We start from the raw sequence: 25,515 nt of genomic DNA, 5'->3' as shown, positions 1-25,515 counted from the left end.
ATGCAGTCCTAGAAGATAAATTCCATTCGATGAGAGTTTTCTTATGGCAGCAAATGATTTAAATCCGCAACTTCCATTAATAGTAAATCTCAACTTGATTAATCAAGAAGGTCAGGAAAACATTGACCTCAGTAAATTAATCATAGAAATTGATTCAACTCTATTTCCTAACCAGGAACAATTTCTAAAAGCTTTACGCAGTCATTTGTTACAGTCTTTCAAAGAAATTCCTGTAACAACTTCCATCAATCTGAGACAAATAGAAAACAATTCTTTTGAAAATGCCGAAGATGAATTATATCCTCCGGTTCAAAAATCTCAAACGGAGAAATGTCAAAATAGTATTCAGGAAAACGAAAGTTATTTTGAAACTCCAGCTAAGTCCATCCCAAATACTTCAATCACAGTTAGACAATCAAAATTATTTAAGTCCCAAGACTTTGAAGCTATTCCAACAGCAGCACTTATGTTTTCCAGTATTGACTCTCAAATCAAAAAAGAATTGTGGAAGCAAAATGAAGATGGGATAGCCTACTTACAACATAGAGCTAAGGGCGATTCTCAAAACTTCATTGAGCATTATATTGCCAACCCCGGTGATATTTCCATGCTCCCTTGGGATGAAGCACTACAAATCATTGATAAATTTGGGTTTAACAGCGCAAAACTGCACTTAATCTTTGCTGCCTATGCAATGAAACAGGAAAGACCGTGGGAAAGCTTATTTATTCTCAATGCCAGCGACTTGATAAAAGATATGGGTTGGGATCAGCGAACTGATTTACCCAAACATAAAAAACTCTCAGAAATAGCCAAAACTGCGTTTGCATTAGATTGTTTGTTAGTTAAAGCAGTATGGATAGAAGGTAGGAACAAAAAAGGTGGAATAAATGCTAGTACCCCTGTAGGTCGAATGTGGAACATTACAGTTGTGCCCTATGGTCAGATAAATTTACAAGGGAAAATAGAAGAGCCTAATGAAGTTCAATTAATTATTCAACCCGGTGCTTGGACTCAACATTTTTTGAACAGAGCAGGAGCAAAATCAAGGGACGCTTTATATCAGTTTGGCTACTTAGCCCAACAAGTTTTGAAAATTGATCCCTACCATGATGAACTCGCGCTAAGGCTGGCTATATATCTAACATTAGATAGTCGAATTCGCCTTGATGGAAATTACAAAGTACAGGAGCTATTAGAAATTGCATTTGTAAAACCGATTATAGATAAAGCTCGATTAGATCGCCGCCGAGCCTATGACTTAAAACAACACTGGGATAGTGCCATAAAGCTACTACTAAAACTGGGCTGGCAGATTGCATTTGACCCCGAAACTTACCCCGAAGAGCTAAGACCAGACTCCAAGGATAAGAAACCTAAAGGCTACCTTGATAAGCTGTTGGATGCAAAACTCACCATCAAACCTCCAACCCCTATCCCGGAACTTATAGCATCCAAGTCCAAACTCACGGTTGAACGATCGCAATTGAAAGTTAAATCCAAAGTCGAACAGTTACAGCCCAAAGCCAAGCCCACACAGGAACAACAGATCAGCTTGACTAGCAGTCAAGTTAAAGAAGCACGTATTGCTAAAGGCTGGTCGCAAGCGAAACTGGCTGGTTTTCTCGGCGTATCTCAAAACCTTATTTCCCTGATTGAACGGGGTGAGCGCACCTTCAATCCACAGCTAGCCACCCAGATCCAAACGCTTCTAGATATCCAAGACTAAGTATTATTACTCTAGATTTCCCAACTACGAGTTGATGATCGGCTGTGGTTGGCTGGTTTTCTGTTGCAGTCTTGTTTTAAAAAAAATAATTCAAAAAATTGGCTTTAAAGCTTTGCCCTGTAAGGCTTTGATTCTTAAAACAAAGGCTCTAGAATCCCCGGACAAAAACTCTAGAATCCCCGGACAAAAACTCTAGAATCCCCGGACAATCCATTTTTGAAATCCTTGCTGCATAAGGGTTGTAGCCTCTTAAAACAGCCCTGATTAATTAGATTAATTAGATCAGTTTTGCCTAGTGGTTTTGGCCAATCTGGCATTATTTCCTGATGTCCAAAAATGTCAAAAACTTTTTTGGCTACTGAAAACCTTAAGCTGCCGTCAAACCTTACTTCCCACAATAAGCACCCTGGCGTGTACCAACAGAGGGGGTAATGGCTGATAAGCGGCGGTTTCCTAGAAGGAGTGACTAATAAATGACAAACCCCGTAGTTGAGAGCAGAAGAACGGCGCTATCAGGGAAAAAATCTATTTACGATAGCGCGTTTTTACCCCCAGTCATACCTAGTAATAAAATCAAGTTTGCGTATAACGCCACAGGCAGAAATAAAGACTGGGACTTTAAGAAACTTGCCGCCAACTTTCAAGATACAGAAGGCACTCTAGCCGATGTCCAGCACCACATTAAAGCAGGTCACGCCATCTGTGCCGGATTGTTAGCCGGGAAATGGCGCAGTAAGGCTAATGTCATCGGTTCTCAGTGGCTACTACTCGACATCGATAATTCTGATGTTGCCCGTGATGAGGATGGCAAGCCAATTAAGGATGAAAACGGCAATTCCATCAAGGTTTACGATCCGCAACTAACCATCTCAGAAGCCCTAGCCCATTCCTTCATTCAAAAGCACTGCGCTTTAATGTACACCACTGCCAGTCATAAACCAGACTGGCATAAATTCCGGTTGATTTTCCCTTTACCGCAATATGTTGAAGGTGCTGATACTGTAGAAGCTTGTACCCGTAAGCTGATGCAGCAGTTACCGCATGATCCAGCTTGTAAGGATGCAAGTCGTGTTTTCTACGGCAGCACAGAGGCAGAATTCCCGCTAGTCAACCCTGAAGCCACTTTACCAGCAGAATGGATTCAGGAAGCTGTAGCGATCGCGCAACAGGAACGTATTGAGTATCAGCTACGAATTCAGGAAATTGAGTCACGGCGTAAAGAGTGGCGTGAGATTTCCGTCACTGAAGGCTGGGACATTGACCAGCTAATCCAGAACGCGCTTTCATTCATCCCACCACGTACCCCAGGAAGCGGTAACTACGACGAATGCCGTCAGGTGTTGATGGCACTGGTTAACCATTATGGGGCAACGGATGCCGAAATCATCGCTGAAAAGTGGTCGCCCAGTATCAAAGGTTCAACTTGGAACATTCGCGCTAAGATTCGCAGTTTTAGACGTGGGGGAATCTCAATCGGTACACTGTTTCACATTGCCAAACAGTATGGCTTTCGGTTTCCTAAGCGGCAGTACGAATATAACGAACGCGACCAAGGAGTAATTAGCCGTGAGCAATGGGAACTTGCGCGAGTTAGAGAGGACTTGAGCAGCTTCCAAAATTTATTGAAGCAAGCGCTCGCTCCATTTTCCTCGATATTTAAAGGATTTAAAGCCCCACCACAACCATTGCCCTTACCCGAAATTGACACGCCTTCGCCCAATGTAATTATTTACAAGCCCGGCAATATCCCGTACATAACTGAAGTTACAGGCAATATCTCTATCTCCTGCCAGCCAGAGGAACATATTGCTGCTTGGGTGGAAGCTGTTTCTAAGGGCTGGACGCAAATTTTAGATAATTCCCATCCCGGACTAGGTAAGTCTTACAACGCGGGGCAACTGACGGCGGCCCTATTTGGCGTTGATAAACTAATTTACCAGGATGCCAACCACAGAAACCCATCTACACTGCCCATTGAGACGAATTTTGTTGACTTACCAGTGCGTCACAACGGCTTTAAACTAGATCCTACGCGCAAAACTCCTACTGGTGAGGATTTTAAACTGTGGGCTAAAGCGGGTGAGACTGCTGACACTGATGGTAATTGTCACAGAACTTACTTATTTAACGCATTTCGTAACAAGAATTTTAGCAGCCTTGATTTTGAAGAGAGCGGTATTAGTCCCATCTGTGGCGGTTGTTCCCTTAAAAATCAGTGCCGTTTCTCCAGTGGTGACGGTTTTGGCTTCCGCTTTCAAAAGCGCACAGTTATTCAAAATTACTCCGAACTCAGAGCGCACCCAGACTCTACACCAGTTACCTTAACTAATGCTGCTGACCAAACTTTCACTGTTGGGCGTTTATGGGAAGAAGCAGGCACACTCATCAAGCCCGTGCGTTCGGTTGATGTGAACCGAGGCGATTTTGAAACTACTGTCGGCAAGCTGCTACTGTTAGAACCAAATCTTCTATCACAGCTGCAACCTGCACTCTTAGTTTTACACCAACTGCTTACTCAGCAAATTAAACCCACTGACCGCTACGGGTTTGATGATGCCAGCATCCGTGCGCTGCTGCCCCCTTTCCCCACAGGCTTAGATATCGAAGCCATTGGTCAAGCCTCAGAACCTGATTTAACTTTCTTAGAAGACTTGGACTCAATTGATATTACCCAAGATAAACAACTCAAAAAAAGTTCTGCCGCTCGTTATGCTGCCAAAAAGGTAGTTAAAGACAGCGCACGAACGGCAGGCAGGGAGTTTCTTGACTTGCCTAATTACTGGTTGCCTGACTTTCTCGAAGCTTGGAAGGGTGACGGTAGTTTCCAATCTCAATGGGGTGTACTCAGCATTTACCGCCGAAACCCCAAACATACTGAATTGGCTAAATCAGCGAACTTTAATATTTATCTTGATGCCACATTCAAATCCCAGCAATTGAAATTGAAACTGGGCATCAGTGACCCCGTGTTAGTCATTGAGCAACAACGCCCAGACTACGGCAATTTAAAAGTCGTCAACGTCACTGGGCTGGGTAAACTGCCCAAAAATCGCTCTCTTCCACTTAGCGCTCGTGTTAATGCTCTCAAAGAAACCTTGAAAAAACTCTGCCCCACCCTTGGCATTATCGATTGGAAACAGATTGCAACCCAAGCCCTTAGCCGCACAGAATACGGTCACTTTGTCGATGGGCGTGGTGTTAATCGCTTTAGTGAGTGTGATGCGATCGCTTCTTTTGGCATTCCCTACCAAAACATCGGTGTTTTAGCCGCACAATATCAAGTGATGACTGGTGAAAGGGTCAATCTGGAAGATAAAAACAGCACTTTCCAAAAGTATCTCACAGACCTGATACGTGCAGAAATCATCCAAGAGATTGGGCGATTACGCGCTCATCGTCGCTCCAATGTGGAGCTAACATTCTATTTCTGCGCTGACTATGATTTGGGTTTCCTTGATCGTGAATTACCAGGAGTGAAATTAGAAAGCGTTGATGCTTTCCAACTCTGCCCAGAAGCGGGTAACGCCAGTGAGCAAACAGGACACGCCATTGTCAACGCATTAACGCAGCTTTGGCAGTCAAAACAGAAAATTACTCAACCGGCGATCGCCAAAATTGCTGAAATCTCCCAAACTTGGGTGAGCCGATTTACCCAGAGATGGGGGGGCTGGCAGCACTTTAAAAAATTATTACTCTTGCTATTAGATAGTCTTAATAGCGGTAGTAATAAAAATTTGGCTGACTTAGACGACGATGAAAAGTGGCTAGCGCGTACATACTTCCCGATGTTGATTGCTGAATCGGAGTCATTACCAGATCACCTGTTAGAGGGGGTGGCGGAAGTTGCCGAAGTTTTTGATACTAGGGCGATGCGGCGAGTTTTACACAGATGTAGCCCGGCTGTTAGGGCTTCACTGCTGATGACTTTCTTTCGTTGTCTGCCCACCGAAGTTTATTCAATTTCAGTTTCTGGACTCTCTGCATCACTCGTAGAACCTGCGCTATCACCTTGAATAGTCATAAGAACTGATTCTAGACGATAACCAGCTTCCCGAATGTAATATCCAGCTGCACCCACGTCTTCAAACACGCTGTCAAATTGGGGATGAGTTGACGGAAAAATCTTTCTCAGGCGTGAGCTGATTCCTGAGAGTTCTTGCTGAATTGCGATTAGTTCTTGAGTATCATCATCCATACTTATTTACCACAAAGATAGCTGCCCCGGTGAAACATTTGATTTCCCACCTCTATGGTATAAAAGATGACAAGCACTGCAAAGAGCTATAAGGTTGCCGCTGTGGTTATTTGCTGGATTTCTGTCCCAATGATGAACCTGTAGGGTGTACACCCTGCGTTTTGAGCGTGTTAGATGTGATGTTTTGTCACCAGGGGGAATGCACTGTAATCCACATTTTTGACAACGCCACTGGGCTTGTTGCTTAATTGCAGTGGCAAGTTCTGACCAATTGTCTGGGTATAGAGAATAGGTGAACGTCATCAGTCTAATTAAACTAAAGCTTTGAGAATTGTAATGCTTCTAGGGCTGGGCTACGTTTGAAAAAATATTACTCCTGCTATTAGATAGTCTTAATAGCGGTAGTAATAAAAATTTGGCTGATTTAGACGACGATGAAAAGTGGTTAGCACATAAATACTTCCCGATGTTGATTGCTGAATCAGAATCATCACCAGAAGAAGATGCCTTAGAACACGTCGCTGAAGTTGCCACAATCTTTACTAAGACTGCACTGCGGCAAGTTTTTAACTTCTGCACGCCGATAGTTTTGGCTGACTTGCTGATGATTATTTTCCGTTGTCTGCCCACTGAAATTTACTCAGACCAATCCATTCAAGCGTGCTATTGCCCCGGTGCAAACGGTACTACAACTGCGTCACCATCTTGCAATTTAACATCTTGACTTAAATCTTCTGCTGATAAATATTTGTACAAGTTTACATCAATAGTTTGTTTAGTTTCATTAAATACTTGTCGGCGGATTTGAACTCGACGAACATCAGCATTTTCGGTAATTCCACCTGCCGCCTGAATTGCTTTAGTTACAGTAGCCGATGAACAGGATTTTGGACGTTGCTGACTCTGTGGTGCTGTTGCCAGCAGAGAATAACCTCCTGGACGCTGGACTTCTCCAATTACAGCAATATAAATATAATGTTGTGTATGGCTTTGTGCATTAGATTGTACTTGATTAGGTTTGTCGGCACACAATTTGGTTTCATGATCCGGCAACGGTACCGCTAATACTGGCAGACAAGCTACTTGTAGAGATAAAACAGTCGTCAAAAGCCTGATGTCAGCCAAATTTTTCATAAAATCAACTCCAAGATGCGATTGCAATACACCGATAACCAAACAAGACTAAAATTCTTTTTGTTGAGTTTCTAATTTTGACAACTTTCAAGTTTTGGCTGACTTGCTGATGATTATCTTGCGTTGTTTACCTACTGAAGTTTACTCAGACTTTGCCCCAATGCAAGCCGTAACTAACCCGACAGTGACCTGATAAAATTTATCCGTTTTCATTTCTACTGACCATCACAGTAATAAAAGATGCTCACTTGCCTGATTGTGTACTTAATCATTGAGTGAGCATCCCGTTCAGTATGCCTTGAAACGTCACACTAAAGCTTTGTACAGCATAAGTGCATAAAGATTACTGCTTTCTACAATTAGGAAAACCTGTCCCATTTTTGATAATTGAGAAATTAGTAAAATCGGGTAAAAGTTTCAGATGAATGGAGAAAATACCTGATGAGATTTAGTGTGGACTCACCCGTGCAGAATCCTTCACAATTCCCTCTAAAAGTTTTAGGGCTGTTGTTGGTTGTTTCAGTATTAGCTTCGAGTGCAACTATTCTTTATGGTTTAATGATTGCTCATCGAGCGGTTTCATTACCTGAAATTTTAGTGATTGCAGGACTCTTAACAGTGATTGTGACAGCACCATTAGTGAGTCTGGGTTTGTGGTCAGGAGGTAAGCAAGGCTTAGAAGTTTCTAATTTAGGAAAGCTGCTGATTAAAGATGGTTTGTTAATTTCTGTGTTATTGGCGATTACCTTTGGCAGTTTATGTGGAGCTTTTGTTGTTGTCTGTGACAAAGCATTTTATACGTTTCTTCCAATTGGTGTCAGAGATGTGGAATTACCTGGTTCTATACCAGGGTTGCTAGCTGCTTTTGGGGCGGGTATCAATGAAGAAATTTGGTTTCGCTTAGGTATAATGACTACTTTGGTAAGATTTGGGGGCTGGTTACTCAAACAAGAGCAACCAAGTGCAGCATTATTTTGGAGTGCTAATATTGTTGCGGCTCTGTTATTTGGAGCGGCACATCTGCCTCAATTCGCATTGATGGCGAATGGATTACCATTAGCGGTTGTCAGTCTGGTGTTACTCCAAAATGGTGTCGTCGGTTTGATTTTTGGATGGCTTTACTGGCAGCAAGGGCTTTTAGCAGCTATGTTGGCTCATATCACTGCTGATATTGTTATTCACGTCATTATTCCCACATTTTTTGTGTGAAGGAGCTATGCCTCACTGTAGGAGATTGCAATTAGACTAGCTGGTTAACTTGTTCAGTCAGATTCAAAGTCGATCAGAACAGCATCGGACTGAAACATTTCGTCTCTAGCTTTTAAACCAATATCTCGACGGATACTGTCTAGAATTTCTAGACCTGTGTGTTGGCTGTTGGGGTAGGAAGTCCAGATGGCGTTGACTGTAATTTCAGTACCGACTAAGAATGTGTTGACTGCGCCGATAAAATACTCACCATCGGCATAATCTAAGCGGACAAGGTAAACACGAGTTTTGCCAGCGTAGTGAGCATTTTTAATGTCAGAGGCGGTTTGATAATCGGGATGTGATTCAGTCAAATAGGTGATTTTAGGTTTGTTGGGATGATTAAATGCTTCGGATTTACCCCAATTGGGGTCTGACTTTTTAAATGCTTCGGATTTACCCCAATTGGCGTTTGACTTTTTAAATGCTTCGGATTTACCCCAATTAGGGTCTGACTTCTTGCGCCTTTTAGCTTCTCCCATATTGATTCCTATTATGTGGCTAACTTGACCTGTTCAAAGACTAAAACTAGAATGCCATTGTTTCTATGTTGCTGCCTCAGCTGCAAGTAGTTGTTTTTTACTCTTACCCTTCTTACTGTTTACAGGTGTTTCTTCAGCTTCACTGCTGGCTTTTTCTTCTTTCTGATTTTCAGTAGCCTCTTGACCTGACGTACTACTGCCGTTATCAGATGCCTGATCACGGCGACGACTGCTTTTCTTCAACTCACCGATTAAATATTTGATTCTGCTACCAGTCAAATTAATCCCCAGACCCTTCAGCATCTCCGATACTTCATCGTAACTGTAGCCGTACTTATTAGAGGTCAGCTTCTCAATGTACCGTCTCATTTTCCTGATGGCTTCTCTGTCCGATATATCCTCTCGTTCTTTTGGCTTCTGATCCTTCAGCAGATTGATGGCCTTATCAATCTTCTCTTTCGTAATTACTTCTGAATTCTGATGCTCACTCATGGTTATCTCGTGAATCCCGATTAACTGATAATTATCGGCTATTTGAAATAATTTGTATCAATTTATTTTCAAAATGCTAAAAAAGATTGACGATTGCGGCTACGCCGAATTACCTCTTCGCATCACGGCTACGCCTTATACTTTTTAGCGTGGCAGCTTCGCTGGTCTTCTTATTCAAGCTAATGCTAAAAAATCTGACTATTACAGCTACGCTGAATCAGAGAATTTTACTTAAAGCAGCTACGCTGAATTATCTTTTCGTATTGCGGCTACGCCGGACTATTATATTGTGTGGCAGCTACGCTGAATCAGAGAATTTTAATATAGCGGCTACGCCGTTTTTACCGACTCTGTAGTGGCTACGCCGAACCAGAATTTATCTCCTGCTTGATTTGATTCAAATTCCTGCTACGCCGTTGCTATCCTCCTCTGTAAGTTGTAGGATGGACAGCAGCACGGCTATGCCTTTATACTTTCGCCCTCAGCCTCCTGCTGCGCCCTCCGTATAGCCGTAGCATTTGACACCTCACTCACCCCAAAAATGGGCTAGAAGCCACCGATGCCTCAAAGCTTACGCTTTGTCTCGCTCCGCTCGAACGGCAGACTGGTTCAAGTGGGGAAACCCCCCTTGAAAAACCCCCCTCGCAATGTCTCGATATTTTCTCGAATTATGGCGAATCGCAAGCAGTCTAAAGCTCTAGTCCGAAAGCATATTTTTCCAGTGAGATTAAGTGATATCGAACTGGACTTGCTGCGAATAAAATCACTTGACGCGGGGATGTCAGCGAGTGAACTAATGAGGCGCAATGCGTTGATGCGTCCATTACCAAAACGACTGAGTAAAATTAGCTTGCAAACATATTGGGAATTAGGACAAATCGGGAACAACCTCAACCAGCTTGTCAAGGCAACCAACACAGCCATAAAAATTGGGCGAACTTTACCTGCTGATCCAGAACTGCTAAGAGAACTTTTAGAACTGCTGCATCAGTGTAGACGAGACATTGCCTCGGATGACATTGAATCTGACGACTGGGAAGAAGAGGAAGAAGGCGATGATTGGGAAGCAGACTAAAGGCAGAGGTTTTCGCAAGCTGTTGGATTATCTAGAATCCCGCGAAGATGCCAAACTCATCGGCGGCAACATGAGCGGGAGAAATAGCCGTGAATTGGCGCGAGAGTTTAAGCTGTCTCGACAACTGAATTCTGATGCAGACCGAGTTGTTTACCATGTCTCATTGTCAGCAGCTAAGGGTGATAAATTAGATGATGAGAAGTGGAGCGAGATTGGCGATCGCTACATGAAGGAAATGGGCTTTGATGCCAATCAGTTTGTCATCTTCCGCCACCATAACACCGACGACGACCACATCCACATTGCAGCCAGCAGAATTAGGATGGATACAGGGCTGTTAGTGCATGATTCCTGGGATTATGTACGCTCTGAGAAAGTCCTACGACAAATCGAGCAAGACTATGAGTTAGTGCAAGTCCAGGGCAGTAGAGAGAAACTTCAGCGCACACCCAGCACCGGACAAATCAGGCGCATAAGGCGAGAACAAGAAGAATATGAACTAGGTAAACTTGAGCAGCCACCAGGACGCACTATTAAAGAGGAACTTCAGCAGACAATTGATAGGGCTAGAGTTGATAATCCCCAAATGCCAACCCTGATCATGCGGTTACAGCAAGCTGGCATAAGTGTGAGAACAGGATTTACTAGGAATGGGAAGTCTAAAGGCATTTCTTATGAGAAAGATGGGCAAGCTTTTAGTGGCACACAGTTAGGTGCAGCTTATACCTTCCCCGGTTTGCAAAAACATCTTGGCGTTGACTACCAAACAGAACGTGATGATGAACCTATTAATGAATTGCTGTTCAAACCTGTTAAACCACTCCCAGTTGAGCAGTTAGAAAAACTCTTTCTTCTTATTGAACGCAAACAGCAACAGCCCCAGTTCACTCCACCACCAGAGGATACAGTTGTTTGGCAAGTGTTGCACAAGTACTTAAGCGAGAAACGCTACATACCAGATTATATTTCGCAAGGATTACATAATAATCAGTTGCTTTACATGGATGAGCAACGAAATATTTTGTTTATCAAACGTGATTTAGATGGTGAAAAAACTGGCGCATTAATTTGGTCAAAGCCTAGAGAAAATCATCGTGCTGTGGAGTACGACCAAAACACCTCTACACAAAAAGGTTGGTTTTATCTGAGATTGGGAGGGCAACCAACGTCCAAGGTAGAAAACGTCTTTTTGTGTTCTTCACCAATTGATGCGATGTCAGCAGCCACTTACCTGATCTCAAGCTGCAAAGGGCTACCACCAACTAGAACCATGTTGATAGTAGCTGATGACCCGAATAACCTACCTATGGAATTTCTCAAGAGTTTCAATCGGGTGGTCGTAGCATTCAATAATGATGAAGAAGGGAATAAAACAGCTAGTGCAGTATTAGAACTATTGCCACAGGGTAAAAGGCTCAAAACCCATAATCCTGATTGGAGTCAGGAACTAGAAGCTCATCTAAGGGAGGAGCAACAAAAGCTCATACAGCAGGATCGTGGTTTTAGCCTGTGAGCCACGCCGTGCAAACCGAACTCGTTGCTGCCGAGGCGAGGCTTTAGTTTTTACTAGCTGGGCAGTTAAGAGAGCAGTTTATTGAAGTACGTTTGCAACACAAACGTATTATCCATTCTCAATAATTTTGAAGTTATTGAGAATGAAACAGGCGATCAAAATTTGCTGTAAGTCATAGTCAGTAAGCATTACACAAGAATTTTTCGCAAAAAGTCTTATGCTCAACTGGTAGCAGTAGGGCTACTCTATAGCTACCAGTTGGGGAATCATCAAATTTTCAACAACTCGCTTTTTTACTGCTCAACTGGTAGCGGTGTGTCACCAGTTGAGCTACCCAACAGCTACCACTTGGGCAAGGTATTTAGAACTACTATTTCAATACTGCCAAACTACATAAAATCTATGTAATAAGTGGTGTTTACAGCAAGCTTTGGTGTAACTCACAAGTGGAGTGCAGTTGTGATACTACAAAAGTAGTATTGAGTATTGTTTGTTGACGTTGGTTCAAAGTTTTTTAATTTTGGCTCCTTTTCGGGAATATTCAAACATCTAATTGAAGTATTATCCAGAAACCGAGAATTTACTATGCCTACCACATCTGATATTCAAATCACACTTGATCTGAGAAACCCCCAGTTAGATGACGAAGCATTGGAAAAATTAACCCAAAGCCTTCGGCGCGAAATGCTCGATTTAGACGAAGTAAAAGACGTTAAACGTGTTCTCGATCCTAATCCACCAGCAGGTAACAAGGCATTAGGCGCAGTTTTGGTCGGGTTGCTAACGGCTGAGGTGAATGTAAAAAATATTAAGGCTCTATTTGGATTTTTGAGCGATCGCTTGGGTGGTAAAGCAATCACAATGGAGGTTGAAGCCAACGGTAGAAAGCTCAAAGTCACAGCTAGCAGTCAGCAAGAATTATTAGCAGCAATTCAGGCAGCGCAACAATTTGTAGCATCCACATAAGGGGTCAAAAATGGTTAAGATGGCACTTGCGATCGGGGTGAGTGATTACGAACCGGGTTTAACTCCCCTACCTGGGGCTACCAGAGACATAGAGGCAATACAGCGAGTATTACAGCACCCCGACATAGGTGGATTTGATGATGTTAAAACTTTGTCAAATCCTGAGCCACTAGTAATGCAAGAAGCGATTGAAACATTATTTTCAAGCCGCACAAAAGACGATCTAGTACTGCTGTTTTTCTCTGGACATGGTATCAAAGATGACAATGGCAAGCTATACTTAGCTACGCGCATCACTCGTAAAAACCCACAGGGAGAACTAATCCGGGCAACAGCGGTTCCAGCCAGTTTTGTGCAAGACATCATGAGCAATAGCCGCTCTCAGCGACAAGTTGTAATTCTAGATTGTTGCTTTAGTGGAGCATTTGCCGAAGGTTGGTTAGCTAAAGATGATGGTTCTGTAGATGTAAAAAAACAACTGGGAGGAGAAGGACGGGCTGTCCTCACGTCTTCGACTTCTACCCAATATTCCTTTGAGCAGGAAGGGTCAGACCTTTCGACTTATACTCGTTATCTGGTCGAGGGGATCGCGACTGGAGTAGCTGATCTCGATAGCGATGGTGTGGTTTCCATTGATGAGTTGCATGAATATGCCAAAGGGAAAGTTCAAGAAGCGGCGCCAGCAATGAAACCAGAAATTTATGCCATCAAACAAGGCTACAAGATCCGTATTTCTCAAGCACCCACAGAAGATCCCAAGCTAAGGTATCGCAAAGAAGTTGAGTTTTTTGCCAGTCGTGGCGTGATTTCTGCTGTGGGGCGTAATGTCTTAGATGCGTTACGAAATGGGTTGGGACTGCTACCAGAAGATTCTGCGGCAATTGAAAACGAGGTGCTTAAACCTTACCGGGAGTACCAGAAAAGATTGCAGAACTATGAGCAAGTTTTAGTTGAGGCGATTGGGCGCGAGCATTCTCTCAGCAGCGACACTCAAAACGAGTTGAAACGTTTGCAGCAAGTTTTAAAACTTAGAGATGAAGATATTGCCCAAATTGAAGCTCAAATTACTCCCCAGAAAATAGCAATCCAACCTTTAGGTGATCCTGGGGAGGTGATTCAGGATAAGGCTCTCTTTGGCAGCAACAATGTGGCATCAATCAAACCACCAAACAAAGCCGTGGCAGCAAGCCAATCTGAAACTCTTACGCCACCCTCAAAACCTAACAAAATCCGTTTATTAATAATTGGGTCAGTAATTGGATCAGTGGGTCTGATCGCTGCTTTGTTTGTTATTGGAAACTCACATCCCATTCCAGAACAAAGTCCTGGCGAAGTTAAAGCCGGTCCTATCTGGAACAACGATGATGCAGCAATTAAATGTCCTGTAGCCGCCGCCGCTGTCAATAGAAAATGGAACGGTAATTGGACAACAACTGTATGGGGAAAAGAGTCAGTTTGTAGTCTTGTAAAAACCCCTTAGTTTCAACGAAGCAATTTAAGCGTCTGAAAAGGACTTACATAGGGCTTGCTTGAATAACAAAGCAATTCTGATTTTGCTTTTTTATGACTCTTTCAGCAAGCCTTACTTAGCTCACAAAAAACAAATTTATGGTCAGGCTTCGTCTCAAGAATTAGATGCGATTTTTGGAGGAGATTGAGCGAAGAATATTTGAACAATAGCCGCCGCAGTTGTAGCTGTTAACTGTGAGGCGGCTATTGTAGTGCTTACGTACTTCATTAGTAGTATTTTTTGATGGCTGTGAGCGTAAATTCAATTTTGGCTCAAAAAACTTGATCGAGAATTATGGCGTACTGTGCGAGAGTTTTAGTCAGGAATTTTTGGCGGAGAAATCAGGGTGGTAAATTAGGTTTTTGGGGTCTAAATCCTTACATTTACCTTGTGTTTACCTTGTAAATACCTTGGAGATGCCATTGCAGTACCTTATTTTTGACAAAAAAGAAGGATTTTGTAAAAAACGGTGATTTTCAGTGTTGAAGGTGCAAATAAATCCTTGTATTTGCCATTGAGATGCCATTGAAATGCCATTGGTTTACCTTACAAATGCCTTTAAAGAGAAAATCCTTGTAAATACCTTATAAATTCCATTCGAGTAAATTAATGCTTCGGGTGCGAAGTTTTTCGTCAGCCAAAAAAATTAGTATGATTTCGCCACCTGCACATAGAAAATTTTTAGGGGCAAGATGTCTATTGATAAAAAAGAACTGGTACGTGGATGACCCAAATAACTTGCCCTTTGAACTCCTCAGAAATATCAGCAGAATTGGGGTGGCATTTAATAATGATGATCTTGGCAATGAAGCATCACTTGTCGTTGAGTCAATGCTGCCCCAGGCTAAAAGAATTGCACCCAAGGGGCTGACTTGGAATGAGATTTTGATTGAAGCGAAGCAGCAAGAAATGCAACAGCAGAAACAACGCTCTAGGGGTTTTAGTCGATGAGTCGTGTTGAAAGACGAACTCGTTGCCGCTTTCGCTCAATTAGGCGGTGCTGGGACGGGGCAATAGTTTACTTGTGCGTCAGCCTAGTTTATAAAAGCCCCGCCCAGCACTCCGCTGTCGCCGCCTAATTGCAACGAGTTCTTAAATCCCCTCAACTAAGACACTGTAAACTCTTTGGGTATATTGGGGTTGAGTTAGTGGGAAAAAGCGAATTGGTTTGGCAAACTACAGTCAATCAAACTGGTGTTGAAAAACCACTATCAACCCTTGAGGTTAACTATTACTGATTGCAACGAATCAGCTTCGTTGTATCCAGCTTTTTTGAGATTGTTGTAGTGAGTTTCTAGGATGAGAATGTCTTGCGATCGCCAAGAGACTTTTTTCGCAACTACAGCAATTTGCTTGGCTAAGTCTTCTCGTAATCGTGTAAAATCTCGGCTGGGTTCCCAGGCTTGGGCAAATATTTTAAGAGTTTTATTACCTTGCTCATGACTCAATTGAGCAGGAATCGTTTTAGTGTTAGGGAGTCCCAACCATGTCAGCAGTGTTTTGACTTCATCAGTGCCGCCACCAAGGAAATATGTCAAAAATCGCCACTGTTCAAATTCTGATTTATCTGTGTAATAGATGCTATCCAGAATTACCACAATATTATTCAGGTTGAGTTGTTCTATCTTCCCCAATGCCTCTGCTGCACGGAAACGAACACCTTTGTCAACGGTTTCATCCTTGAGGAAATCGAGGATGTCTTTGACGTAGGGTTTGGCTGCCTCCCCCAGATTTCCCAACGCACGAGCTGCACTGGAACGAACCCAGGAGTCAACGGTTTTATCTAGTAGGATGTCAGCGATGTCTTTAACGTAGGGTTTGGCTGCCTCTCCCAGATTTCCCAATGCCGATGCTGCACTAGAACGAACACTTGAGTCAAGGGTTTTATCCAGTAGGATGTCAGCGATGTCTTTGACGTAGGGTTTGGCTGCCTCCCCCAGATTTCCCAACGCACGAGCTGCACTGGAACGAACATCTAAGCCAACGGTTTCATCCTTGAGGAAGTCGAAGAAGTCTTTGACATAGGGTTTGGCTGACTCTCCCAGTTTTCCCAATGCCGATGCTGCACTTCTACGAACATCTTTATCAACGGTTTCATCCTTGAGGAAGTCGAAGAAGTCTTTGACATAGGGTTTGGCAGCCTCCCCTAGATTTCCCAATGCCTTTGCTGTATGGAAACGAACATCTTTATCAACGGATTTATCCAGTAGGAAGTCGAGGATGTCTTTGACGTAGGGTTTGGCAGCCTCCCCCAGATTTCTCAATGCATAACCTGCTATTATACGAACATTTTTCTCAACGGTTTTATCCTTGAGGAAGTCGAAGAAGTCTTTGACATAGGGTTTGGCAGCCTCCCCTAGATTTCCCAATGCAGAAGCTGCACGGGAACGAACATCTAGGTCAACAGTTTTATCCAGTAGGATGTCAGCGATGTCTTTAACGTAGGGTTTGGCAGCCTCCCCTAGATTTCCCAATGCAGAAGCTGCACGGGAACGAACATCTAAGCCAACGGTTTTATCCAGTAGGATGTCAGCGATGTCTTTAACGTAGGGTTTGGCTGCCTCCCCCAGATTTCTCAATACCTTTGCTGCACTGGAACGAACACTATAGTCAACGGTTTTATCCTTGAGGAAGTCGAGGATGTCTTTGACGTAGGGTTTAGCAGCCTCCCCTAAATTTCCCAATGCAGAAGCTGCACTGGAACGAACACTATAGTCAACGGTTTTATCTTTGAGGAAGTCGAGGATGTCTTTGACGTAGGGTTTGGCAGCCTCCCCTAGATTTCCCAATGCAGAAGCTGCACCGGAACGAACACTTGGGTCAATAGTTTTATCCAGTAGGATGTCGAGGATGTCTTTGACGTAAAGTTTGGCAGCCTCCCCCAGTTTTCCCAATGCATAAGCTGCACTGGAACGAACACTTGAGTCAACGGTTTTATCTTTGAGGAAGTCGAGGATGTCTTTGACGTAGGGTTTGGCAGCCTCCCCCAGATTTCCCAATGCAGAAGCTGCACTGGAACGAACATTTTTCTCAACGGTTTCATCCTTGAGGAAGTCGAGGATGTTTTTGACGTAGGGTTTGGCAGCCTCCCCTAGATTTCCCAATGCATAAGCTGCACGGGAACGAACCCCGGAGTCAACGGTTTTATCCTTGAGGAAGTCGAAAATGTCTTTAACGTAGGGTTTGGCAGCCTCCCCTAGATTTCCCAATGCAGAAGCTGCACCGGAACGAACATCTTTCTCAACGGATTTATCCTTGAGGAAGTCGAGGATGTCTTTGACATAGGGTTTGGCAGCCTCCCCTAGATTTTCCAATGCATAAACTGCACGGGAACGAACCCCGGAGTCAACGGTTTTATCCTTGAGGATGTTGAAAAGTTTTTGAGCAATATCCTCTGGTTTTTGAACCACCGATTTCAAATTTTTTAGATCATATAGATTGAATTTTTCATAAGCAAGTTTCTTTACTCCATCATGTCCATCATCAAGGGCAGCAACGATACCGTTAATCTGCCAAGCTTCTGGCTTCGGCTGGGGTTGTTCTTTCGCACTTACCCAAGGCAGGGCGAGGAGGAGTGTCAACAGCAGGGTAAAGGGAAAAAGGAAAAAGGGCGACGAACGCTTTTTAATTATGTGTAGATGCATTTGTAATTCGTAATTTATTTAGCGACATGGTTATTAAATATTTCCAACCATTTTCTATAAACAAAGACCTTTCTTCCCGCTTCGCCGCCAAGAGCGCAACGAGTTCTTAAATCCTCAAAACTGAGACAATGTAAACCCTTTTTCGTATATTAACTGCTGATGAGTTGTATATTGGTGGTGAGATTTACCCAAAACAAAAATAAACATTACTGATTGGCGTATCACCGTTATCTTAAGTTGTAATGGTGCAGGTAAACCCACTTACTTATGAGCCGAATCATCGCAGTTTTTAATCAGGCGGGAGGTGTTGCCAAAACCACCCTTACCCAAAACCTGGGCTACCACCTAGCGCAATTGGGTCATCGCGTCCTACTCATCGACATAGACCCCCAAGCCAGCTTAACTATCTTTATGGGCTTGGTTCCAAGAGACATAGAGCAAACTGTCAACAATGCTATTGTGGATGAACAACCCCTGCCAATTCATGAGGGGATTCATGGTATGGATTTAGCACCTGCCAACATCTCTCTGAGTACGGCAGAAATGCAATTGGTTAGTGCTTCTATGCGCGATTTCCGCCTGAAAGAAGCCATCGAACCAATTGAATCCGATTACGATTTTATATTAATAGATTGCCCTCCCAGCTTAGGGCTACTAAGTTACATCTCCCTCGTAGCTGCCACTCATGTTCTCGTTCCCCTAGAAACCCATTTCAAAGCCTTTGAGGGAACAGGCGAATTACTAAAAACGGTTGCTACAGTACGCAACAAACCAAACCGCAAATTGCAAATTGCCGGATTTGTGCCGACAAAATACGATGCCCGGAACTCCCAAGACACGCGCACTTTAGCAGCCATCACCGAACAACTAGCCAGCGCCGGAACTGTCTTTTCCCCAATTCCTCGCTCCACTGCTTTTGTTGATGCTTCAGAAGAACGAATGCCCCTTGCAGTTTACGATCCCAAGCACCCATCTGTTGCAATCTTGAAAAAAATAGCCGTTAGTTTAGAATCCTTAAAATGAGACGCACTACTAAAGCCAGCCAACCTCTCAAAAGCAAAATTGATGTACCTTGGGACACTACAGGCATCAATAACGCCGATTCTCAAGTGAGCATCCCATTAGACCAGATTATTCTGCCGCCGAATCAACCGCGTCGTTACTTTGACCCGGAAGCATTAAAGCAGTTAACCGAGTCGATAAAGCAGCATGGCATCCTGCAACCTCTGTTGGTGCGTCCACTAGCCTCTGGTAAATACGAAGTAGTAGCAGGAGAACGACGCTACAGATCAGGAATTGAAGCCAGACTTGAAGCTGCACCTGTGGTTGTGCGTGAGCTATCGGATGACCAAGCGTTTCAGTTGGCTTTGATAGAAAACTTACTTCGAGAAGACCTCAACCCAGTTGAAGAAACCGAAGGCATCCTGCAACTGCTGGCTCTCAAACTAGGTCGAAGTGTTGAGGAGATACCCCCATTACTGTATCGTCTACAACGCCTACAAAACAAAGCGTCTACAGTTACCCATAACGTTATGGGCGCACACGGTAGCGAAGGTGATGAACCTACCCATAACGTTATGGGCGAAGTTAAAAATGATTCTACCAATAACGCTATCAGCGACGATGAAGGCGATATTGGCTTATCTACCCATAACGTTATGGGCGAAACCAAAACGGATGATTCAGACCTCAACCAGTCGCAGCCATTAAATCCAGACCTAGAAATCGTTAAAGAAGTGTTTCTTGGCTTAGCGTTAATGACCTGGGAATCTTTCGTTAAGAACCGTCTACCCTTGCTCAACCTCCCAGAAGATATCCTTGATGCACTAAGGGAAGGCTCACTTGAGTACACCAAAGCCAAAGCCATCGCCCAGATTCCCCAGTTGAATGAGCGCGTTGAATTTTTAGAACAAGCTGTTGCCAACAACTGGTCTTTAAGCGAAATCAGGCAGCGCATTAGTGAAAAGAAAGCTACCTCTACTGAAAACACGGAGTCGAGCAATTACAAAGAACGTTTTACTGCTGCGACTACCAAACTAAAAAAATCAAGCATTTGGTCAGACCCTAAGAAGCGGAAGCAGATAGAAAAACTGCTGGCACAACTGGAAACGCTCACAAATGTTGAGTAACCTGGCATACCAAAACCAAGACGTAGAAGGCAAAAGGCTCAAATATTTTTTATACTTAGCTTGTGTTCCTTTTTAAGTTTAAGTCCCCATGCTAGAGTCAGAAAAACTTATCCAGATAGTACAATCCTGGCTAGGCTATATCAGATTAGAAGAACTGACTCAAGCTGAGGTCGAGCGTTCTTCAGATATCTATTCAAAAGTAGTAGATAAGGGAGTGCAGCTTGTTGGCAACAAGCTACTGTTAGATAGCGAAGTATTTACGCAATTCCAGCAACAGCAACAAGCAGCTAAAAGAGGGAATAAAAATGATGTTCAGATGGCTGTTGCTTTCCCCCAAATCTATATAATCAACGGCAAGGGAAAAGAGCAAAAGCTGAAATACCTGCCTCTTTTCACAATTGATATTTCACCTATTTTTAAAGGTAATTACCGCAAAACTGGCTGGGACTTGACTGAATACGAGTTTCAGCCAGTGGTTGTTAATTTGATGCGGCTGTACGGGCTAGAGGAGGAGCAAGCCGAATCACTTATTGTTGCTTCAGGAATTGGAAAATTTTTAGAAGATACATTTAAAGGAAGATTCCCAACGCTTCGAGACTTTCTTGAACTGGTAGATTTACCCGAAGGAAAGTACAAAACCTCTCGACAACCTTATTTGCTTCGCTGCGATTTTACACCCTATAACGCCCTTCTCAAGCAAGACATACAAGAAATCCTTAAGGAACTTCAACAACCTGACTGTAATAGCGAATGGCTAACTGAAACTCACCCAGCGATGCAGTACCTCTGGGGTCAGCCACAATCACCCAGAGATGAGGTGATGTTTTGGGGGGCTTTCCCTGATCATCCGCCTGATGAATTTCAAGCGTCTGTCCTAAAACACGCCCAAGAGAACTTACTAACTGCTGTTTGTGGGCCTCCGGGAACTGGAAAAACAGAAGTGTTTCTGCACCTTATAGCACAGCAAGTAGTGAATCGGGCGTTACGGCTTGTTTGCGGTGAAGATGATGCAAATAATTTAATACTCTTTGTCGGCACTAATAACACCACCATTAAAAAATTCCAACAACGACTGACAAAGAATTCTCCTGCTCAACAGTTTTATCTTCCTGGCGGCAACCAAACTATTATCCGTAAAGAAACCCTACCCAAATTGCAATCTTGCCAAGATTGGCTGCGTCAGACTGAATTTAATCACGAGTCTTGGGAGCAAGCCAAACTCGAACTACTGCTTGCAGAAAGTCAAATTCAGCAACTCATAGAGCAAGACCGCTTTAATACTGCTCAAAAAGTCACTGATTTTGAACGGCGATCGCAACTGGATTTAGAAATCCAATTACTCAATAACGAGATTGCTGCTATTGATTCCAAGTTACAAGCCCTAACTGAACAACTGTCAAGTTTGGCTCCTTACGAAAATTTTCCCATTGATGCTTACCAGCAGATACAAGAAGCTTTATCCCAGGCAGAACGAGAACTACCAAAAGAGTCTGACCCTATTACCAAACGCGCCTTGAACTGGCTTAATGCTACTACCGATCAGCGAATTTTCCGCCGATTGGCTTTGCGGATCAATGCTGCTGTGTTAAACACCTTGGCGACAGGGCATCCTTTTCAGACCCCCCTTGACCACCCTAATTTAATCGCAGCCCAGGCTTCTGTTAACCAAAAACTAGATTTCTCACAACAATGGCAGAATCTTAACCGGGGAATAACTGAAATTCAAACCCAGCTAGCAGCTTTAAATAAAGAACTAGAGTTAAAACTTTTCAGACATCAACAAATTCAGAAACAAATTGAAAGTTACCCCCAAGGGGATTTCTACAGTCGTTTTTACCGCGACCACCACTCATTGCAGCTAGAACTATTTCAACGTGCCTGGGCGTTTCAAGAGCAAGAAGTTCTCCGACGCAAGGATAGTGTGATCAGGGCATTGTCAACTTACGGCAGCGTCTTGACGGGCGACGGAGGGGCATTGCTCCAACTGGAAAGTGATAGTGATGCTATCTACCGTGACTTGAGCTTGATTTTCCCCGTTATTAGCTCAAGCCTGCAATCAATACGTAATATGCTGCCAATTCTCCAACCCAATAGCGTAAAGCTGGCACTGGTGGATGAAGCGGGAACAACTCTTATACATCAATTATTCCCCTTACTGGTGCGATCGCAACAGGCAGTAGTGGCTGGCGACCCCCAACAAATCGAGCCGATCGTAAACCTTTGCGACGATACTATCAAACAATATCTGAAAACTGCCTTTCTGGATCGGGGCATGGGGAATGAAGACTACTATCGCTATGCCCCCACTGCCAAATACACAGCTACCGCTTATCATCGTGCTGCTGGTGCTAGGGGTACAGAATCCGATTTAGGCAACGGCATTATCCTCTCTAATCATTACCGTTGCACGCCATCCATTATCCAGTTTTGCAGCCCCAACTATCCCGGTGGTCTGCAAATCCTTTCAGGTGATCAGCAGACTGCAACGGTCAAGCATCTGCTGGCTTACCACGTTGAAGGAAGCCACACCCATAATACCAATCCAGAAGAAATTGATGCTGTAGAAACTATAATTGCGTCCTTGCTAAAACATGGGTACTCTACTAACTCGAATGACAACTCAAAAACAATTGGGGTGATGTCGCCGTTTTCGCAGCAAGCTAACGCGCTCAAGTATCGACTATCTAACCGTTGGCGAAACTTTTCTTGGGATGATATTGGCACAGTTCACACCTTCCAGGGGGGAGAAAAAGCAGCCATCATCTTCTCTCCTTACCAGTGCCATCAAGAGCATAGTTTTTGGTTCCTCAACCGCAAACCCAATTTACTGAATACAGCCGTTAGTAGGGCAAGGGAATTGTTTATTTTGGTGGGCAATCTCAGGGAACTAGAATTAGCAGGCGGTGAAACCAAGCGGTTAGTTGAACACATTCGGCAACATGGGGAAATTCGTTATGAGTGAGGCTTGAATATATGGCATCTGCAATGTGGCACTAACACCATAACTTTTGTCAGTGTCGATTTGGCGACACCACCCGCCTGGTTAAACAGGGCAATAATGCGGCAAAGAGGGTCAGAAGTTGACACTGGCATTATTCCTAGAAGATACGATGATCTTTGGTCAACCGGCTCGGTTTTAGTTTCCAGTTTACGTGTATCAGATGAAAAAAGTTTATTTTGGGATAGAAATTCCAGTAGATTTTATATAACTTCACCGTATGTAGATTTAACAGTCTCACTATGCGGGAAAATAGCTGTTAGGTGTCTGCGGAGTGGTCAAAAGTAGCTGGTAGGGGTGCATCATGGAGACAAACTATACATTCAAATTCAATTCTGACACTGCCTTATCAGCCCTCAAAGCTGGTAAATATGACCCGATCAATTTCTACCAAGCGCGTTTAGACCTGTTTAGCCTCTCGGTAATGGCAGACTATGATCAGCTAATTTGTCTGCCCACACTAACTGCTATTGACAAATACTGGTATCAGATTGAAACAGCCCGAAAAGTACTTAGACAACTCGGTGGACGCGCATTACTAGCCGATGAAGTCGGATTGGGCAAAACTATTGAGGCGGGACTAATCATAGCCGAGTACTTAGCAAGGGGTATGGTACAGTCCATGCTGGTGTTAACTCCTGCATCCCTAGTTTCCCAGTGGCAATCAGAGTTAAGTGACAAATTTAATATTGCTACTATCACCACAGATAATCGAGATCCCCAACAACCGATAGACGAATTTTGGACAAATAATCCGCGAATTATCGCTTCATTAAACACGGCTAAGTCTGCTAAACATTATCCCCACGTCACCAGTCGCACTTGGGACTTGGTTGTTGTCGATGAAGCCCACCACCTGAAAAATCGCACTACCCTAAACTGGAAACTGGTCAATGCCCTCAATAAGCGGTTTATCCTCATGCTCACTGCTACGCCAGTGCAGAACTCCCTTATTGAACTGTTTAATCTGCTGACCCTCCTCAAACCGGGACTGCTACAAACAGAAGCCGCTTTTAAAAAAGAATATGTCGATTCCAAAAATGGACGAGTCCCTAAAAATCCAGAAAAGTTACGCTCTCTGATGCGGGAAGTCATGGTGCGAAATACCCGCGCCCTAGTAGATGTCAAACTGCCCAAACGCTTCGCCACCACAATTACCGTTACCCCAGCAACAGGCGAGGAGAAACTTTACCAGGACTTGAGCGAGTATCTGCGTAACTCTGAGGATAAACTAGACAGGCTCTCCCGTACCAATTTGCTAATGCGTGCTGGTTCATCCCCTGGTGCTTTGGCTGACTCCCTCAAGCAATTGACCAAACGCCTACCCGATGAAGAACTGAAGTCTTTAGCAAGACGAGCAGCCCAGGTGAAGCAGGTCGAGAAAGCAAAAGTATTGGTAGAAATGCTCTCAAAATCTTCCCAGAAAACCTTGGTCTTCACAACCCATAAAGCAACTAGCACTTATTTGGCCCAAACTCTGCAAGCTGCAAATATCCCCTTTGCAGAATTTACTGGTGGGATGTCCCTTAAACAGAAAGATGAGGCTATAGCCGCATTTCGGGATGATGTTTCTGTACTGCTGGCATCTGAAACGGGCGGAGAGGGACGTAACATTCAGTTTGCGAACGCGATCGTTAATTATGACCTGCCCTGGAACCCAATGAAAATAGAACAGCGCATTGGTCGTATCCACCGCATTGGACAAACCCAGGATGTTTTTATTTTTAACTTTTGTCTAAAAGGCAGTATCGAAGAGTATATTCTGCGGATCTTGCATGACAAAATTAATATGTTTGAACTAGTGGTCGGAGAGATTGAAACAATTTTAGGGAACGTGGATGATGAATTTGACTTTAGTGAAATTGTCATGGATATCTGGCTCAAGCATCAGGTTAAACCCGAATTAGATACAGCCTTCGAGCAATTGGCAGATAATTTGTTGAAAGCCAAAAACCAGTATCAGCAAATTCAGGAACTGGATGAACAGATTTTTGGCGAAGATTTTGAAGCTTGAGAAATTGATTTGAATAAATATGTTATCAGACCCAATTATTACTACCTTAGAAAAAATTGTTTCTCTGCATGATGGAATAGCAGAACCTGCTGGTGAACACATTTTGAATGTGTTGTTGACGGAAAATATAGCATCGCTGCTTTCGCTCCCCGAAGAAGTTACTTTTACAACTATTGCTGATGTACCCAAAAGTGTTTTTGTCACCTATCATTCAGAAATCTTAAATAAGCTATCTGAACTATTAGCTGTTAAAGGACTTATTAGTGCGTTGGCTGTTAAAATCGATGGACATCTGAAAAACACAGGCTTTGAGAAAATTTTATTGGAGAGACTCGCACCTCAAAATGGCTTAATTCGTTTTTTAGATGCTAAACCAGAAATTACTC

At 43.5% G+C, this 25,515-nt stretch carries 18 protein-coding genes and 1 pseudogene; 14 read left to right on the top strand and 5 right to left on the bottom strand.

Annotated elements, in window-relative coordinates; translation table 11 throughout:
- Window positions 1–43 precede the first annotated feature (43 nt).
- Window positions 44–1,729, top strand: coding sequence for a helix-turn-helix domain-containing protein (locus H6G97_RS24380; RefSeq protein ID WP_190943213.1), 1,686 nt, complete (start codon window positions 44–46; stop codon window positions 1,727–1,729).
- Between the two features lie 473 nt (window positions 1,730–2,202).
- The gene (locus H6G97_RS24375; RefSeq protein WP_190943212.1) at window positions 2,203–5,742 is read left to right on the top strand and encodes a PriCT-2 domain-containing protein; all 3,540 of its coding nucleotides are present in this window, start codon (window positions 2,203–2,205) and stop codon (window positions 5,740–5,742) included.
- Here H6G97_RS24375 and H6G97_RS24370 read toward each other — a convergent pair.
- Window positions 5,682–5,924 carry a hypothetical protein gene (locus H6G97_RS24370; RefSeq protein WP_190943211.1) on the bottom strand — a complete coding sequence of 81 codons (243 nt, stop codon included), beginning with the start codon at window positions 5,922–5,924 and terminating at the stop codon, window positions 5,682–5,684. The two genes, H6G97_RS24375 and H6G97_RS24370, sit on opposite strands and share 61 nt — an antisense overlap.
- A gap of 415 nt (window positions 5,925–6,339) precedes the next feature.
- Between H6G97_RS24370 and H6G97_RS24365 the strand changes: the two genes are divergently transcribed.
- Entirely contained in the window at window positions 6,340–6,648 is a 309-nt protein-coding gene (locus tag H6G97_RS24365; RefSeq protein ID WP_190943210.1) for a hypothetical protein, read from the top strand.
- On the opposite strand, the gene H6G97_RS24360 is transcribed toward H6G97_RS24365, so the two are convergent.
- The gene (locus tag H6G97_RS24360) at window positions 6,588–7,058 is read right to left on the bottom strand and encodes a polysaccharide biosynthesis/export family protein (protein ID WP_190943209.1); all 471 of its coding nucleotides are present in this window, start codon (window positions 7,056–7,058) and stop codon (window positions 6,588–6,590) included. The two genes, H6G97_RS24365 and H6G97_RS24360, sit on opposite strands and share 61 nt — an antisense overlap.
- A gap of 441 nt (window positions 7,059–7,499) precedes the next feature.
- Here H6G97_RS24360 and H6G97_RS24355 point away from each other — a divergent pair, with 441 nt between their 5' ends.
- Window positions 7,500–8,267: a CPBP family intramembrane glutamic endopeptidase gene (locus H6G97_RS24355; RefSeq protein WP_190943208.1), complete on the top strand. Its 768-nt coding sequence runs from the start codon at window positions 7,500–7,502 to the stop codon at window positions 8,265–8,267.
- A 53-nt stretch (window positions 8,268–8,320) separates the two neighbouring features.
- On the opposite strand, the gene H6G97_RS24350 is transcribed toward H6G97_RS24355, so the two are convergent.
- Together H6G97_RS24350 and H6G97_RS24345 are read right to left on the bottom strand one after the other, a co-directional pair.
- Window positions 8,321–8,788 (bottom strand): hypothetical protein, encoded by a 468-nt coding sequence (locus H6G97_RS24350; protein WP_190943207.1) that lies wholly within the window; start codon window positions 8,786–8,788, stop codon window positions 8,321–8,323.
- A 63-nt stretch (window positions 8,789–8,851) separates the two neighbouring features.
- Window positions 8,852–9,280, bottom strand: coding sequence for a hypothetical protein (locus tag H6G97_RS24345; protein WP_190943206.1), 429 nt, complete (start codon window positions 9,278–9,280; stop codon window positions 8,852–8,854).
- Between the two features lie 559 nt (window positions 9,281–9,839).
- Here H6G97_RS24345 and H6G97_RS24340 point away from each other — a divergent pair.
- The 5 genes from H6G97_RS24340 to H6G97_RS24320 all read left to right on the top strand — a co-directional run bounded on the left by H6G97_RS24340 (window position 9,840) and on the right by H6G97_RS24320 (window position 15,295).
- The gene (locus H6G97_RS24340; RefSeq protein ID WP_242055183.1) at window positions 9,840–10,355 is read left to right on the top strand and encodes a plasmid mobilization protein; all 516 of its coding nucleotides are present in this window, start codon (window positions 9,840–9,842) and stop codon (window positions 10,353–10,355) included.
- On the top strand, window positions 10,336–11,868 hold the full coding sequence (locus tag H6G97_RS24335) for a relaxase/mobilization nuclease domain-containing protein (protein ID WP_190943205.1): 1,533 nt from the start codon (window positions 10,336–10,338) through the stop codon (window positions 11,866–11,868). The genes H6G97_RS24340 and H6G97_RS24335 overlap by 20 nt, the downstream gene beginning before the upstream one ends.
- Window positions 11,869–12,453: 585 nt before the next feature.
- Entirely contained in the window at window positions 12,454–12,834 is a 381-nt protein-coding gene (locus H6G97_RS24330) for a hypothetical protein (RefSeq protein WP_190943204.1), read from the top strand.
- Window positions 12,835–12,844: 10 nt separating this feature from the next.
- On the top strand, window positions 12,845–14,314 hold the full coding sequence (locus H6G97_RS24325) for a caspase, EACC1-associated type (protein ID WP_190943203.1): 1,470 nt from the start codon (window positions 12,845–12,847) through the stop codon (window positions 14,312–14,314).
- 681 nt (window positions 14,315–14,995) lie between these two features.
- A complete protein-coding gene (locus tag H6G97_RS24320; RefSeq protein ID WP_190943202.1) occupies window positions 14,996–15,295 on the top strand; it encodes a hypothetical protein in 300 nt (99 codons plus the stop codon).
- Window positions 15,296–15,555: 260 nt separating this feature from the next.
- Here H6G97_RS24320 and H6G97_RS24315 read toward each other — a convergent pair whose 3' ends face one another.
- On the bottom strand, window positions 15,556–17,988 hold the full coding sequence (locus H6G97_RS24315; protein WP_190943201.1) for a HEAT repeat domain-containing protein: 2,433 nt from the start codon (window positions 17,986–17,988) through the stop codon (window positions 15,556–15,558).
- Between the two features lie 267 nt (window positions 17,989–18,255).
- On the opposite strand from H6G97_RS24315, the gene H6G97_RS24310 reads away from it, so the two are divergent.
- The 5 genes and pseudogenes from H6G97_RS24310 to H6G97_RS24290 all read left to right on the top strand — a co-directional run.
- Window positions 18,256–19,011, top strand: coding sequence for a ParA family protein (locus tag H6G97_RS24310; RefSeq protein ID WP_190943200.1), 756 nt, complete (start codon window positions 18,256–18,258; stop codon window positions 19,009–19,011).
- Window positions 19,008–20,117: a ParB/RepB/Spo0J family partition protein gene (locus H6G97_RS24305; RefSeq protein WP_190943199.1), complete on the top strand. Its 1,110-nt coding sequence runs from the start codon at window positions 19,008–19,010 to the stop codon at window positions 20,115–20,117. The genes H6G97_RS24310 and H6G97_RS24305 overlap by 4 nt, the downstream gene beginning before the upstream one ends.
- An 88-nt stretch (window positions 20,118–20,205) precedes the next feature.
- Window positions 20,206–23,079, top strand: a complete 2,874-nt coding sequence (locus tag H6G97_RS24300; protein WP_190943198.1) for a DEAD/DEAH box helicase — start codon at window positions 20,206–20,208, stop codon at window positions 23,077–23,079.
- Between the two features lie 340 nt (window positions 23,080–23,419).
- Window positions 23,420–25,129 (top strand): DEAD/DEAH box helicase, encoded by a 1,710-nt coding sequence (locus H6G97_RS24295; protein ID WP_190943197.1) that lies wholly within the window; start codon window positions 23,420–23,422, stop codon window positions 25,127–25,129.
- Between the two features lie 19 nt (window positions 25,130–25,148).
- Window positions 25,149–25,515: pseudogene (locus tag H6G97_RS24290) on the top strand (hypothetical protein); the annotation flags it as partial.

Source organism: Nostoc flagelliforme FACHB-838, from assembly GCF_014698065.1.
GTDB lineage: Bacteria > Cyanobacteriota > Cyanobacteriia > Cyanobacteriales > Nostocaceae > Nostoc > Nostoc flagelliforme_B.
Note: the sequence above shows the minus strand (reverse complement) of the source record. Positions and strands in the feature narration are given on the sequence as shown.

What these genes read in the sequence shown, in the direction of transcription:
- H6G97_RS24380 (WP_190943213.1), top strand. Translation starts at nt 44, where the DNA reads ATGGCAGCAAATGATTTAAATCCGCAACTTCCATTAATAGTAAATCTC.
- H6G97_RS24375 (WP_190943212.1), top strand. Translation starts at nt 2,203, where the DNA reads ATGACAAACCCCGTAGTTGAGAGCAGAAGAACGGCGCTATCAGGGAAA.
- H6G97_RS24370 (WP_190943211.1), bottom strand. Translation starts at nt 5,924, where the DNA reads ATGGATGATGATACTCAAGAACTAATCGCAATTCAGCAAGAACTCTCA.
- H6G97_RS24360 (WP_190943209.1), bottom strand. Translation starts at nt 7,058, where the DNA reads ATGAAAAATTTGGCTGACATCAGGCTTTTGACGACTGTTTTATCTCTA.
- H6G97_RS24355 (WP_190943208.1), top strand. Translation starts at nt 7,500, where the DNA reads ATGAGATTTAGTGTGGACTCACCCGTGCAGAATCCTTCACAATTCCCT.
- H6G97_RS24350 (WP_190943207.1), bottom strand. Translation starts at nt 8,788, where the DNA reads ATGGGAGAAGCTAAAAGGCGCAAGAAGTCAGACCCTAATTGGGGTAAA.
- H6G97_RS24345 (WP_190943206.1), bottom strand. Translation starts at nt 9,280, where the DNA reads ATGAGTGAGCATCAGAATTCAGAAGTAATTACGAAAGAGAAGATTGAT.
- H6G97_RS24340 (WP_242055183.1), top strand. Translation starts at nt 9,840, where the DNA reads ATGCCTCAAAGCTTACGCTTTGTCTCGCTCCGCTCGAACGGCAGACTG.
- H6G97_RS24335 (WP_190943205.1), top strand. Translation starts at nt 10,336, where the DNA reads ATGATTGGGAAGCAGACTAAAGGCAGAGGTTTTCGCAAGCTGTTGGAT.
- H6G97_RS24330 (WP_190943204.1), top strand. Translation starts at nt 12,454, where the DNA reads ATGCCTACCACATCTGATATTCAAATCACACTTGATCTGAGAAACCCC.
- H6G97_RS24325 (WP_190943203.1), top strand. Translation starts at nt 12,845, where the DNA reads ATGGTTAAGATGGCACTTGCGATCGGGGTGAGTGATTACGAACCGGGT.
- H6G97_RS24320 (WP_190943202.1), top strand. Translation starts at nt 14,996, where the DNA reads ATGATTTCGCCACCTGCACATAGAAAATTTTTAGGGGCAAGATGTCTA.
- H6G97_RS24315 (WP_190943201.1), bottom strand. Translation starts at nt 17,988, where the DNA reads ATGCATCTACACATAATTAAAAAGCGTTCGTCGCCCTTTTTCCTTTTT.
- H6G97_RS24310 (WP_190943200.1), top strand. Translation starts at nt 18,256, where the DNA reads ATGAGCCGAATCATCGCAGTTTTTAATCAGGCGGGAGGTGTTGCCAAA.
- H6G97_RS24305 (WP_190943199.1), top strand. Translation starts at nt 19,008, where the DNA reads ATGAGACGCACTACTAAAGCCAGCCAACCTCTCAAAAGCAAAATTGAT.
- H6G97_RS24300 (WP_190943198.1), top strand. Translation starts at nt 20,206, where the DNA reads ATGCTAGAGTCAGAAAAACTTATCCAGATAGTACAATCCTGGCTAGGC.
- H6G97_RS24295 (WP_190943197.1), top strand. Translation starts at nt 23,420, where the DNA reads ATGGAGACAAACTATACATTCAAATTCAATTCTGACACTGCCTTATCA.